Origin of the sequence: Hymenobacter mellowenesis, from assembly GCF_030581005.1 — a bacterium.
Classification (GTDB): Bacteria; Bacteroidota; Bacteroidia; order Cytophagales; family Hymenobacteraceae; genus Hymenobacter; species Hymenobacter mellowenesis.
Genome location: NZ_JAUQSX010000018.1, coordinates 61,842 through 75,420, shown reverse-complemented (window position 1 = coordinate 75,420; position 13,579 = coordinate 61,842). Strand labels below are relative to the sequence as shown.

The following is a 13,579-nucleotide window of genomic DNA, read 5'->3' as shown; positions in this document are numbered from 1 at the left end:
CGCTGCGCTCAGGATGACAGGCGTTTTCTTATCAGCCACAGCCCTCTGTCCATTAAAAAGGCCCGCCCCCATAGGGAGCGGACCTTCTCGTATCGGGCGCGGGAACAGTTTCCCGTGCATGATTCAGGAGTGCTTATGCAAACGTCTTACCAAATTTTGGCGCGGTTCGAAACCGGGCGCACCATCTTGTCGCCGTCTTTGCAGCCGAAGGCCTTGTGGAACTCCGGGAAGTTCTGCAGCGGCCCGATGGTGCGGAACTGGCCCGGCGAGTGCGGGTCGGTTTGCACGAGCTGGCGAGTGGTTTCGGGGCGCTGATTGATGCGCCAGATTTGGGCCCAGCTCAGGAAGAAGCGCTGCTCGGGCGTGAAGCCGTCGATGATTTTACCGGCCTTGGCCTGGGGCGTTTTCATGAAGGCCGCGTAGGCGATGGTGAGGCCGCCGAGGTCGGCCAGGTTTTCGCCCATGGTCAGCTTGCCGTTCACGTGCACCGAGTCGAGCGGCATGAAGGCGTCGTACTGCTTGCCCACCACGTCGGCCTTGGCCATGAATTTTTCGCCGTCTTCCTTGGTCCACCAGTCGCGTAGGTTGCCTTCCGAGTCCACTTTGCGGCCCTGGTCGTCGAAGCCGTGGGTCATTTCATGGCCAATCACGGCGCCGATGCCGCCGTAGTTCACCGCATCATCGGCTTTGGGGTCGTAGAAGGGCGACTGCAGGATGCCGGCCGGGAACACAATCTCGTTCAGGCTGGCGTTGTAGTAGGCATTCACCGTGGGCGGTGTCATGCCCCACACCGTGCGGTCGACGGGCTGGCCGAACTTGCTCAGGTTGTCCATCGTGTTGAACTCCGACACCGCAAACAGGTTGTTGAGGGCGCTTTCGCGGCTGATGCTCAGCTTGGAGTAGTCCTTCCACTTGTCGGGATAGCCGATTTTCACCACGAAGGCGTTGAGCTTTTTCAGGGCTTCGGCCTTGGTGGCGGCGCTCATCCACTCGGTAGCCTGAATGCGCTCGGCGTAGGCCTGGCGCATATTTTCGACCATCAGCTTGGCCTTGGCTTTGGCGGCGGGGCTAAAATCCTGGTCCACGTAAATCTGGCCGAACGCCTCGCCCAGCGCGTTGTCGGTGGCGGCAAAGGCGCGTTTCCAGCGGGCCTGGGGCACCTTGGCGCCCGTGAGCACCTTCGAAAGGCGGAAGCTCTCGTCCACGTACGCCTGGGGCAGCGCCGACGTCACACCCTCCACCAAATGGAAGCGTAGGTATTGCTTCTGGTCGGCCAAGGGCTCGTCCTTAATCATGGCGTTGGCCTCTTTCAGGAACTCGGGCTGGCCCACGATGATGTCCTTGGCACTGCTCAGGCCGCTTTCCTTGAGGCGCAGCGGAATGTCGAGGTTGGGGTAGTCGGCGGCCACCTGGGCCACGGTCATCTTGTTGTAGTTCTTGTCGCGGTCGCGCAGGGCCACCCGGTCGCGGCTGGCCTTGGCCATGCGGGTTTCGAGGCGCGTCACGGCATCGGCGTTACGTTCGGCCGTGGCCTGGTCGTCGCCGAGCAGCTTGAACGTGTTAATCTGGTAGGTGCGGTAAGCAGCTCGAATGGTTTTCGAGCGGGCATCATCCTTCAGGTAGTAGTCGCGGTCGGAGAGCGTGAGGCCGCCCTGGCGCACCTGCACGGCGTACTGCGTGCTGTTTTTGGGGTCCTGGCCCACGCCGAGGCCGTACCAGCCCTTGCCGTAGTTCTTAGGGTCGGCGAGGTAGCGCTGCAGCCCGGCCACGTCCTGAATGGCGTTAATCTTATCCAGGCGCGGCTGCAGGTATTTCAGGCCAGCGCGCTCCACAGCCATGCTGTCCATGGCGGCGGCGTAGAAGTCGCCGACTTTCTGGGCGTTCGAGCCCGGCTTGGCGGTGCGGTCGGCGGCCACTTTCTCCAGAATGCCGTGCACCACGTCGCGGTTGCGGTTACGCAACACATTGAAGCCGCCCCAGCCCGTTTCGGAGGCCGGAATGGGGTTGTTTTTCATCCAGTTGCCGTTGGCAAACCGGTAAAAGTCGTCGCAGGGCGCCACCGTACGGTCGAGGTTGGACAGGGTGATGCCCACGCCTGACTGGCCGGTAGTTGAAACCACCGTTTTGGTTTTGCCCGCACTCGATTTGGTCTTGATTTTTTGGTCCTGGGCCTGGGCCGCTCCGGCCGCCAGCCCGAGCACCGCTGCCGATAAGGCCGCGCGGCGCACAAAGTTTAGTTTAGTCATCTTGAAAAGAAAGGTGGGATAATATTAAGAAGTGCAAGTTACAACCGCTCCTTGCTGTTAAACAACGCAAAAAATTAAGCAGAACAATGCCGGATTGGCAATTGCTACTTCTTTAAAAGCAGAACGTCATGCTGAGCGCAGTCGAAGCATCTCTACCGTAGAAGTAAATAATTACTCTTCGCGGTAGAGATGCTTCGACTGCGTTCAGCATGACGTTCTTTTCAAGTCATGCGTGAGGCTCAGCCTACCAGATTTTCGAGCGGTCGGCGGCGGCGCGCATCATCTTGTTGCCGTCCTTGCAGCCGAAGGCTTTGTAGAACTCCGGCATGTTCATCAGCGGGCCGTTGGTGCGATACATAGCGGGCGAGTGCGGGTCGGTCTGCACCTGCTGGCGGATGTACTCATCGCGCGTGTTGGTGCGCCAAATCTGGCCGTAAGCCAGGAAGAAGCGCTGCTCGGGCGTGAAGCCGTCGATGAGCTTGCCGGCCTTGGCCTGCGGGGTTTTTTCAAAGGCCTGGTAGGCAATAGTGAGGCCGCCGAGGTCGGCCAGGTTCTCGCCCATGGTCAGTTTGCCGTTCACGTGCACCGAATCCAGCGGCGAGAAAGCATCGAACTGCTTGCCTACCACATCGGCTTTGGCGTTGAATTTCTCGGCATCTTCCTTGGTCCACCAGTCTTTCAGGTTGCCTTTGGAGTCGTACTGACGGCCCTGGTCATCAAAGCCGTGGGTCATCTCGTGGCCAATCACGGCGCCAATGCCGCCGTAGTTCACCGCGTCGTCGGCCTTGGCATCAAAGAATGGGGGCTGCAGAATGCCGGCCGGGAACACAATCTCGTTCATCGGCGGGTTGTAGTAGGCGTTCACGGTGGGCGGCGTCATGCCCCACTCGGTGCGGTCAATCGGCTTGCCAAACTTGCTGATTTCCTCTTTGTTGGCCCATTCCTGGGCGGCAAACAGGTTGTTCAGGTAGCTTTCGCGGCTGATGTTCAGGGCCGAATAGTCCTTCCACTTATCGGGGTAGCCAATTTTCACTACAAAGGCGTTCAGCTTGGTCAGGGCCTCCTTTTTGGTGGCGGCGCTCATCCAATCCGTGGCCTGAATGCGCTCGGCGTAAGCCACGCGCAGGTTCTCAATCATCTGCTTGGCGCGTGCCTTGGCGGCGGGCGTAAACGCTTTGTCCACGTAGAGCTGGCCGAAGGCCTCGCCCAGGGCGCGGTCCGTCGAGCCCAGCATGCGCTTCCAGCGGGGCTGCTGCTTTTTGGCGCCGCTCAGCACTTTGCTGAAATTGAAAGCCTCGTCGCCGTAGGCTTTGGGCAGGGCCGCGGTGGCGCTGCTCACCAGGTGCCAGCGCAGGTACTGCTTCTGGTCAGCCAAGGGCTCCTGCTGCAGGGCGGCGCTCACCTCTTTCATAAATTCGGGCTGGCCCACAATCACTTCCTTCGCCGCGCCCAGGCCGCCTTCTTTCAGCATCATGGGCAGGGCCAGGTTGGGGAAGGCGGCATTGGCCTCGGCCACCGTCATCTTATTGTAGTTGGCGTAGGGGTCGCGCAGGTCCACGCGGCTCTTGCTGGCCTTGGCCAAGCGGGTTTCGATGCGCGTGACGGCGGCGGCGTTTTTCTCGGCCGTGGCCTGGTCGTCGCCTAGCATCTTGAAGATGTTGACCTGGTAATTCTGATACGCGGCGCGAATGGCTTTCGAGCGGGCGTCGTCCTTCAGGTAGTAGTCGCGGTCGGGCAACGAGAGGCCGCCCTGGCCGAGGTACACGGCGTACTGGGTGCTGATTTTCTCGTCCTGCCCCACGCCCGAGCCAAACCACACGCTACCAGCATGCGCCTTGGGGTCGGCCAGGAATTTCTGCTCATCGGCCAGGCTGTTGATAGCCATGATGCGGTCGAGGTGCGGCTTGAGGTACTTCAGGCCAGCTTTTTCGATGGCCATCGAGTCCATGGCCGAGGCGTAGAAGTCGCCCACTTTCTGGGCGTTCGAGCCTTTGGCGGCCGTGGGCGCGTTTTTGGCCGCCTGCTCCAGAATGGCGCGCAGGGTGGCGTTGTTGTTGTTGGCCAGCTCGTTGAACGAGCCCCAGCGAGACTCAGCGGCCGGAATCGGGTTGTTTTTCAGCCAGTTGCCCGAAGCGTAATGGAAGAAGTCATCACAGGGCTTCACCGACGGGTCGATGTTGGCGATGGTGATGCCGGTGCCTTTCTGCGCCGACGCCATTTTGGTGGTTTGGGCCGAGGCGCTGGTGGCCACCAGGCTGCCCAGGCCGAGCACGGCCAGGCTAAGCCGCCGCGCAATGGAATTTGAATTCATGAAAAAGATTGGGTTGGGAAATAATGCCGTGAAGTTAGGGACACCGTACCAAAACAGCGGTTGCACGGGGGCTCATAGCGCAAGCGTCTGTCATCCTCATCTGGCGTCCGCGCAGCGAAGGACCTTCTCATACTTGATTGGTATAGTGCTGCCTGTTCAGCCGTGATAAGGTCCTTCGCAAGCTCAGGATGACAGCTGATTTCGCGCCTGCTACCTCACTAGGCCAACCTAGCAGCCGTAACTTGCGTCTTATGCCGCTCTACAACCGCCGCCCCGAGCTTCCGCCCACGCTGCCCCCGCCACCATTGGGCCTGACGGAGCTGCTGGCCCGCGTGCGCCAGGCCCTGCAGCAGCAGCTGGCCGAATCCTACTGGGTGGTGGCCGAAGTGGCCGAGCTGACCGTGCCGCGCTTTGCCGGCGCGCACTGCTACCTCACCCTCACCGAGCAGGGCACCGACAGCCGCGGCATGCCCATGAAGGCCCAGGCCCGCGCCACGCTCTGGAGCCAGCGCTACCAGCAGCTGGCGCCGGCCTTCGAGCGGGCCACCGGCCAGCCGCTGCGCGCCGGCCTTAAGTTGCTGCTGCGCGTGCAGGTGCGCTTCCACGAGCAGTATGGGCTGAGCCTCGACGTGGTGGCCATCGACCCGAGCTACACCGTGGGCGAGCTGGCCCTGCTGCGCCTGAAAACCCTGCGCCTGCTGGAAGAAAAAGGCCTACTGGAGCGCCAGAAGCTACTTACGCTGCCTCTGGCGCCGCAGCGGCTGGCCGTCATCTCCTCCCCCACGGCCGCTGGCTTCCAGGATTTTGTGCAGCAGCTGGATGAGGCCCCGTATGATTTTGCCCTCACTCTATTCCCGGCCATGATGCAAGGCGACGACGCCCCGGCCAGCATCCGGGCGGCGCTGGATGGCGTGCGCGCCCGGCGCAGCCAGTTCGATGCCGTCGTTATTATAAGAGGCGGCGGCGGCCGGGCCGATTTGGTGGCATTTGATGAATATGGGCTGGCGGCGGCTGTGGGCGCGTTTCCGCTGCCGGTGCTCACGGGCATCGGGCACGAGCGCGACGAAGCCGTGGTGGACCTCACCGCTCACCGCGCCCTGAAAACGCCCACCGCCGTAGCCACCTTCCTAGTCGAGCGCCTGGCCCGGCTCAAAGCCGCCATTCTGGGCCTGGGCGAGCAAATAGTGGGCAGCGCCCGCCGCCAACTCAGCCAGCGCCACGCCCGCCTCGACCAACTGGGCAGCCGCAGCCGCTATGCCGCCCACCGCCAGCTCGACGCCGCCCGCGCGGCCCTGCTGGAGCGCACCCGTCAGGCCATTCAGCACCCGCGCGAGCAGCTGCAACAGCTGGAAGCCAGCCTCGGGCGTTTTCGACACCAAGTGCCGCGCGCCGCGCGCCGCGCCCTGGCCCGCGAGCAGCGCGGCCTGCGCCAGCGCGGCCGGGTGCTGCTCAAGCGCTTTGCCCGCCACCACCGGCGCCGGCGCGAAACCCTGCTGCGCCGCCGCTATCAGTTGCAGCTGGCCCTGGAGCGCCACCTGCATCGGGCTGAGCTGCGGCTGCTGCAACTGGCCGCCAACCGCAAGCCGGCCGCTTTTTGAGGCCTAGCTGCCTTATTTCTCATTAGCTACATTTCCCATGCCTGCCCCCCAAAACCTGACCTATCGCGAAGCCATTGAAGAGCTGGAAACCATTCTACGCGCCCTCGAAACCGACGCTGTGGACGTGGACGACCTGACCGCCCGCGTCGAGCGCTCGGCCGAACTTATCCGCTTGTGCCGCCAGAAACTCCGCCACGCAGAAACCTCCCTCGACCGCGTGTTCGACACGCTCGACGACGAGGACGAGGCCGATGAGTTGCCGGAGCAGGAAGACGATGAAGAGGAAGCATCGGCAGATGAGGACGAAGACGACGAGCACGACCACCTGGCCGGCGGGCCGGGCCGGGCCTGGTAAAGAATTTTCTATACCGATATCAATCTTTCAATTAGGACGCTATATTTGACCCTTCCATCCAACCATAACTTCTTTTTGTTCAATTTCTTTTTTTTCAAATTTATGCCCTTTAATGGTAGCGAAGGTAGCCAAATCACCTTATCAAGAGCAATCGAACTAACCACTAATTACCGGGATGCCAACCAGGGCAAAATACTGAGTATCTTCTTGGGCACCAACATTCTAAAGAAGCTACTCGACCAGCCCGAGTCGCAGGGAATCCGCTTCTACTTCGGCCTCGATGGCGAGGCTACTCGCTTGGTGGCGGTGAGCGCCGACCACAATGAAGATGACCTGTTCACCGACGGCTACCTCATTGCCGATGAAGGCAGCTCTGGCCCGCCGCACTCGGGCATGGCCAACGTGCTCAACAGCTAATTCCCCACGGGCCTTTTTCTCCTCCAGCCATGACTCCCGACGAGCTCACTCTATTCACTGACCGCCTGGTGAACCTCAACCAGGCCAGTGTCATCGTGCCCATGATGGTGGTGTGGTGGCGGCGGCGGCATTTCAGCCCGGCCGTGAAGCTGCTGAGCTGGTACGTGTACTTGTCGGCCTTTTGCTCGCTGGGGATAAACTTTCTGTATCCGGCGGTTTTTGCCACCAACTACGGCTTTCTAATTGGGTTCAACGTAGGCAAAACGCTGCTATTCGGGGCGGTTTATTACCAGGTTCTGCATTCGGCGGGAGCGCGCCGGACGGTGCAGATGGCCCTGTTAGGGACAGTGGTGTGCGTTGCCGCAATGTTTGCTCATAGCGCACTGTTAGGCGTTTCCGGCGGCCGGATTATGCAATGTTTGGTGCTGGCCGGGTTTGCCATGCTGTACATGGAGCAAACCCTGAACAGCCCGCCCAAAAAGCACATTATGCAAGACCCTTTCTGGCTGCTGGGCCTGGGGCAGCTTCTGTACTCGGCGGGTACCGTCACCGCTTTCAGCCTGGACTATTTGTCGAAAACCGTTTACGACCAAAACTGGAAGTATCCGGTGGTTGCGCTATTCGGGATGGGGTTCAACTATTTTTTGACCCTAACTTTTCTGCGTGCCAAGCACCGGGACGCGTCCACTACCGCCCCTGTGCCGGCGGAACAGGCGACGCTGGCTACTTCCTGACGGTGTTTTGGACGGCCTGGGCCAGCTACCTGCCCGGCAGTTCGGATGCGGGCAGCGGGTTTCGCTTCCCGTGTTTCGGCAACCTCAACCCTTGCGCCTGCGCTACAAACCCCGGGCATTGGTTTAAGTCCGTCGGTTTGGTGGCTTTTTTCTACTACTTTGCGCTACCTGCTCGCTTCGGAGCTCTCATGTGAATACACTTTTACCGTTGTTGCTACTTACTCCTACATTGCTCTTGCTCGTACTCGGGCTGGTGTGGTTCGTGGTACGCTACCAACGGGGACAGCTGCGCCAGCAGCAGGAACTGGCCCAGGTGCAGGAAGCGGCCCAGCAGCAGGCCCTGGCCGCCGCGCTGGTGGCGCAGGAAGACGAGCGCCAACGCATTGCCGGCGAATTGCACGACGGCGTGGGTACCATTCTGGCGCTGGCCAAGCTGCACTTGTTTGCGCCGGGCAGCCCGCCCTCGCCCGAAGCCAGCGCCCTCATCGACCAGGCCGTGGCCGAAGTGCGCCGCATCTCGCGCAACCTGCAGCCGGCCACGTTGCAGCAGCTGGGCCTGGCCCAAGCGCTGCGCGCGCTGGTGCAGGCCGTGCCCGCCGACCACGGCCCCGAAGTGCGCCTGGAGCAGGAAGGCCAGCTCGGCCGCCTCATTCCGCCGCACGAGCTAATGGTGTACCGCATTGCTCAGGAGCTGCTCACCAACGGCCTGCTGCACGCCCAGGCGCCGCACATTCTGCTGCGGGTGGGCGCTACGCCGGGCCTGCTCACCCTTACTTACTCCGACGACGGCCTGGGCTTCGACCTCGCGGCCCTAGAAGAACTGCCGCCCCCCGGCCCGCACGGCCAGCCCGTGGGCATGGGCCTTATCAACTTACGCAGCCGTGTGGCCGTGCTTGGCGGCCAGCTGCATTATCATTCCGAACCGGGCGTCGGCACACGCGTCGAGGCCATTTTGCCCGTGACGCTGCTGCCTGCCGGCACGCCCACCCCTACTTTCACACTCAACTCATGAACTCCTCTTCTGCATCCGCGGCCGGGGCCGGCGCCGTACGGCTGGCCATCGTTGACGACCACATTCTGTTTCGCAAAGGACTGCGCGCCCTGCTCAGTGGCTACGCGGGCATCGAGGTGGTGTGCGAGGCCGGCAACGGCCAGGAGCTGCTCGAACTCCTCGACCAGGGCAGCCGCCCCAACGTGGTGCTGATGGACATGCAAATGCCCATCCTCGACGGCCTGCAAACCACCCGCCTGCTTCGCACCCAGTTTCCCAACGTGCGCGTGGTCATCATCTCCATGCACGACGACCCATCCCTGGTGAGCACCGTGCTGGCCGAGGGTGCCCACAGCTACCTCGTAAAAAACACCTCGCCCGAAGAAATGCGCAGCGCCGTACTGGCGGCCGCGGCGGCGGGCAGTCGGTAAAACGGCGAATGCGTAAATGAGTAAGGGGGATGTTCGACGGCCGAAAGCCATTGAACATCCCCCTTACTCATTTACGCATTCGCCGTTTTACCGCTAAAGCGTAGCGGAGAGGCCGAGGGTGAAGGTCCGGCCACGGTTGAAGAAAGCCTGTAGCAGGTCGAGGCTGCTGGTGTTGGAGCTCGAACGGTTCGATACGTCGGTGAAGTAGAACTCGTTCAGCACGTTCAGCACCGAGCCTTTGAAGCCAAGGCGCACCCGCTCTTTCAACACGGGCTTGAAATCGTAGCCAAAGTGCAGGTCGAGGTTGCGGGAAGTTGGCAGGCGGTACGAGTCGGTGCTGGTGGTGGGGTCGAGGATAGTTTCGGGGTTGAAGCTGCTGTAGTACTTGGTGAAGAGCAGGAACGAGGGCCGGATGTAGGCGCCCCGGAAAGGCTCGTAGCGCAGGCCTAGCTGAAACTGATTCTGGGCGGCGTCGCCCACGTGCACGTTGTTGAGATACACCGGCTGGTCCTGCTGCCGGCCGGCAATGGGAAAGCCGGCTTCGTCGGTGTAGTTGGCCAGGCCCTTGCCCACCCAGCGCCAATCGCCGAGGGAGATGGCGGCGTTGAGCTGCAAGCGGCGGCTGATTTCCTGCGCGATGCTCAGCTCGACGCCGGCGTGCCGGGCGTCCACGTTGCGCACCGAGGTATAAATTCCATCGGTCGCGTTGTAGGAATTGGTCGATTTGTTGCTCCACAACGTGTAGTAAGCATTCAGGGTCGCTTTCAGGCTGGGGTAGTTGATGCCGTAGCCCACCTCGAAGCTGGTGATGCCCTCGGGGCGCACGTTGGGATAAGCTAGGCCGGAGGTGGTGTACACCTGGTTGAAGAACGGCACCCGGCTGTTGTAGCCCACGTTGGCAAAGAAGTTATCGTGCTCGGTGAAGTTGTAGTTGGCACCCGCCTTCAAGCTGTAGCCCTTGAAACGCGCCCAGTCGGTTTGCACGGGGCTGCCGTCGGCCTGCACTTTCTGGAAGTAGTCGATGCGGCGGTAGCTCACCTGCGACAAGGTGGCGCTCACCACGGCCGAGAGCAGCGGGGTTTTGTACTCGAGCTGCGAGTAGCCGCCCAGCCAGCGCGTGTTGCCGTCGTAGTTGTAGCTGATTTTGTCGCCCACACCGAGCCGGGTGCCGGCGGGCGCGTTGGCGTTGTTGATGGGCGCAGCGTAGTCGGCGCCCAGCAGGTCGCGCACCTCGCGGTAGTGCAGGCCGGTGTAAGTCCGGCCGTCGAGGCCGGCCGAGAGCGTGAGCTTGTCGCTCAGCAGGTAGTCGCCGCCCACCACGAAGCCGTACCAGCGGTGGCTGTTCACGGCGTTGACGAGCATGGCCGTGGCCGCGCGGGGCTGGCCATACAGGGTATCGGCGCGGCCGGTGGTGGGGTTGCGCTGCGTGGGGAAGTTGCGGATGTTGGCGTTGTAGATGCCCTGGAAATCGGTCTGCCCGTTGCGCTGGGTCAGCGTGCTCGAGTTGCCGCTGGTGAGGCCGGTGCTGCCGCCGCCGTTGCCATAGGAGGCGTAGAGCACCGTGGACACGAAGAACCGGTCGTTCACCTGCCACAGGTCGTTGAGGTTAATCTGGGGCTTGTGGTAGAAGTTGGTGCGCTCGTTGAGCACTTCCTGACCGTTGCTGGTTTTCACGCCGTTGTTGAGGGTGTAGCGGTCCAGCGTGCCCCAGTAGGGGTTGTACTGGAAGCCCCGGTCGCCACTTTTTTCCAAACGGGATTCGGGCACGCCCAGTTCGCGGGCTTTTTCGTAAGAATACATGCTCACCGAATAGAACGGAAAGGTGCGCTGCCCGTGCCGCTGCGGCGAGCCCAGGCCCGTGAGCGACAGGCTGTGCTTGCCCACGCGCTTGCTCACGTTGCCGAAATACGTCCAGGCATCGTCGAAAGCCTTATCGACCCAGCCGTCGGAGGTGCGGCGCGAGCCGTACACGGTCACGGCCCAGTCTCCCTTGAGCTGGCCGGAACTGAGCATGAGCGAGTATTTCTGGTAGTTGTTGGAGCCGCCTTCCACGCGGGCCAGCACCGACTTCTTGTCGTCGAAGCCCCGGGTGAGCACGTTGATGCTGCCGCCCACCGACGGCACCGATATTTTGGAGGCCGACAAGCCGCGCTGCACCTGCAGCGACTTGGTGACGTCGCCCAAATCCCAGTTCGACCAGAACACCTGGCCGGTTTCCATGTCGTTCACGGGCACACCGTTGATGAGCACGGCCACGTTGCGCTGGTCGAAGCCGCGCACGTTGATGCGCGAGTCGCCGGTGCCGCCGCCGCCCTGGGTGGCGTACACGCCGGGCGTTTCGTTGAGAATCATCGGCAGGTCGCGGTTCGAAAGGGTTTCGCGCAGCTTCACCTCGTTCACGGCCGAAAAAGCCACCGGCGTGGAACGCTCTTGGGCCTGGCTGGCCACCACCTGCACTTCCTCCAGGCTCGCGTTGTCGGAGCCGAGGGTGAAGGTGACCACCACACTCTGGGTCGAAATCTTCACGGTTTGGGTGTTGGGCTTGTAGCCGATGAAGCTGGCCTGCACGGTGTAGGTGCCGGCCGGCAGGCCGCTGATTTTGTAGCCGCCTTCGGCGTCGGCGCCGCTGCCAGTGTTCTGGCCGTTGCCAGATACCTGCACCGTAGCCCCGGGCAGGGTTTCGCCGGTCACCTTGTCGAGCACGCGCCCTCGGATGGAAAACGTGGTCTGGGCCAGCGCCGGCATGGAAAGCAACACGGCGCAAAAGACAGTAATAAAGTGTTTCATACCTGCTAAAAGGAACCCGGCACGCTCCGGGGACTACAAATATACGGCATGGCCCGGGCCCGGCCGGCGCGCCCGGACTTTACGGCTACATGAAATTCCGGGAAGTCCTTCAGCCTAGCAGCCAGCGCCGGCCGGGCCCACCGGGTCCTTTTTTGGGTCGGCCGGAGGCTGTAGTTTTGGCACATGTCTCGCTTCCTTCCTTTCTGCCTTTTGCTGGCCGGGCTGTTCGGGTCGCCCCGCTCCGGCCGCGCGCAGGCCATGCCCCTCTACATCGATTTGAAAGCTGAAAAGCTGGACGTGCCCGCCGGCCCCTGGCAGGTGACGCGCGTGCTGGACCTGCGCGCCGACCGTAGCCGCCTGGGTCCCGTGCGCCTGGGCCTCGACAACCACGTAGTATCGGCCAACTTCGCGCAGCCGATGGCCGCCGAGCTGCTGCAAGCCATCCAGACGCAAGCGCCGGCGCGCGCCGAGGCCCGTCCGGTGCTCATGCGCGTGTTTGCCCTGGCCCTGAGCGAAGACGTGCGCGCCAGCAGCGAAGCCGCCGAGGCCGAGCTGATTGCCGATTTTCTGGAACCGCTGCCCGACAGCATGTTTCGGGTGCTGCTGCCCGTGGGCGCCGCCACCCGGCGCGCCGGCCTGGAGGTGACCAAGCACCACGCCACCAACCTGGCCCAGGTGCTGCAGGAGGGCCTGCGCCAGCTGGCCGCCCTGCCCGCCGCCCCACCCAACGCCGAAGTCCTGACCCGCGCCGATGCCCTGGCCGGCCGGGGCGGGGCCACCAGCCGGCGCTTTCCCATCCAGCTGGCGGCGCTGCCACAGCGGGGCTTCTACCGCAGCCTGCAGGAGTTTCAGAACAACGCGCCGAGCGAGCCGAAGTACCCGTTTGCCATTGAGCACATCGCGCACACCGGCAAACGCTGGGCCGGCACCGACGAGGTGCAGGCGTTCTACCTGCGCACCGACGCCCGCAACCCCCGCGTGCCGGTGAGTCGCCACGACATCTGGGGCCTGAGCGACGGCAGAGAAGCCCTGATTGTGCACAAAAGCCGCTTCTACAAGCTGCTCCCCACGGCCGATGGCCGCAACTTCACCTTCATTGGCCCACCGCTTTTTGATGAGCAGGCGGCCACCAACATGGCCGTGGCCGCCGTGGCCGGTGGCGCGATAGGCGCGGCCATTGCCGGCGCCGCCCAAGGCGGCGGCACCATGATTCCGTACGAGCTGCACCTGGCCAGCGGCCGCGTACTGCCCATGCCCGAAGCCGGCCACACCGACGCCGACGGCTTCCAGACGGTGCCCGACACGGCGCGCGTGTACGTGTACCGCCGGGTGGAGTCGGCGAAAAACCGGTCGGCCACGCTCAGCATCACCGGCCAGAAACCTTTGATGCTGCAGGCCGGCCAGTGGACCAAGTTAATCTGGACCGACCGCCGCCAGGAACTTGCTCTCTGCGGGCAGGTGGCGGGCGAGCCCAAAGGCTGCCACCAGTTCGTGCCCGATTTCAGCCAGCCCAACTATTTGGAATGCATGGTGCCGGAAGATGGCAGCGCGCCCACCTTCCGCCTGGTGCCGGTGAAGGAAGGCCAGTTTGAGTTGCGGCGCATTCAGCGACTAAGCAAGGCGGGCAGGTGATTCTTTTTCGGCGAGGAAAGAACCGTCATGTCGAGCTTACCGAGACATCTCGCGCGCCGAACCAATCCAATCGACAG

Annotated in this window: 10 protein-coding genes; 7 read left to right on the top strand and 3 right to left on the bottom strand. The window is 62.7% G+C overall.

The annotated features are described in order from the left end of the window. Positions 1-146: 146 nt before the first annotated feature. Positions 147-2,246, bottom strand: a complete 2,100-nt coding sequence (locus tag Q5H92_RS24530; protein ID WP_305014217.1) for a M13 family metallopeptidase — start codon at positions 2,244-2,246, stop codon at positions 147-149. A 244-nt stretch (positions 2,247-2,490) separates the two neighbouring features. Continuing rightward, the gene (locus Q5H92_RS24525) at positions 2,491-4,557 is read right to left on the bottom strand and encodes a M13 family metallopeptidase (RefSeq protein WP_305014216.1); all 2,067 of its coding nucleotides are present in this window, start codon (positions 4,555-4,557) and stop codon (positions 2,491-2,493) included. A gap of 251 nt (positions 4,558-4,808) precedes the next feature. Here Q5H92_RS24525 and xseA point away from each other — a divergent pair, with 251 nt between their 5' ends. The 6 genes from xseA to Q5H92_RS24495 all read left to right on the top strand — a co-directional run bounded on the left by xseA (position 4,809) and on the right by Q5H92_RS24495 (position 9,083). Then, on the top strand, positions 4,809-6,155 hold the full coding sequence (xseA, locus tag Q5H92_RS24520; RefSeq protein ID WP_305014215.1) for an exodeoxyribonuclease VII large subunit: 1,347 nt from the start codon (positions 4,809-4,811) through the stop codon (positions 6,153-6,155). A gap of 37 nt (positions 6,156-6,192) precedes the next feature. Then, complete coding sequence (gene xseB, locus Q5H92_RS24515) at positions 6,193-6,510, top strand: exodeoxyribonuclease VII small subunit (protein ID WP_305014214.1); 318 nt, start codon at positions 6,193-6,195, stop codon at positions 6,508-6,510. A gap of 102 nt (positions 6,511-6,612) precedes the next feature. Next, positions 6,613-6,927: a hypothetical protein gene (locus tag Q5H92_RS24510; protein ID WP_305014213.1), complete on the top strand. Its 315-nt coding sequence runs from the start codon at positions 6,613-6,615 to the stop codon at positions 6,925-6,927. A 29-nt stretch (positions 6,928-6,956) separates the two neighbouring features. Next, entirely contained in the window at positions 6,957-7,661 is a 705-nt protein-coding gene (locus Q5H92_RS24505; RefSeq protein ID WP_305014212.1) for a hypothetical protein, read from the top strand. Between the two features lie 229 nt (positions 7,662-7,890). Continuing rightward, positions 7,891-8,673 carry a sensor histidine kinase gene (locus Q5H92_RS24500; RefSeq protein WP_305014211.1) on the top strand — a complete coding sequence of 261 codons (783 nt, stop codon included), beginning with the start codon at positions 7,891-7,893 and terminating at the stop codon, positions 8,671-8,673. Then, positions 8,670-9,083 (top strand): response regulator, encoded by a 414-nt coding sequence (locus Q5H92_RS24495; protein ID WP_305014210.1) that lies wholly within the window; start codon positions 8,670-8,672, stop codon positions 9,081-9,083. Before Q5H92_RS24500 ends, Q5H92_RS24495 begins: the two co-directional genes overlap by 4 nt. 93 nt (positions 9,084-9,176) lie before the next feature. Here the strand turns inward: Q5H92_RS24495 and Q5H92_RS24490 are convergent, their stop codons facing one another. After that, positions 9,177-11,870: a TonB-dependent receptor gene (locus Q5H92_RS24490; protein ID WP_305014209.1), complete on the bottom strand. Its 2,694-nt coding sequence runs from the start codon at positions 11,868-11,870 to the stop codon at positions 9,177-9,179. A 183-nt stretch (positions 11,871-12,053) separates the two neighbouring features. Between Q5H92_RS24490 and Q5H92_RS24485 the strand changes: the two genes are divergently transcribed. After that, positions 12,054-13,502, top strand: a complete 1,449-nt coding sequence (locus Q5H92_RS24485; protein WP_305014208.1) for a hypothetical protein — start codon at positions 12,054-12,056, stop codon at positions 13,500-13,502. Positions 13,503-13,579: the final 77 nt, after the last annotated feature.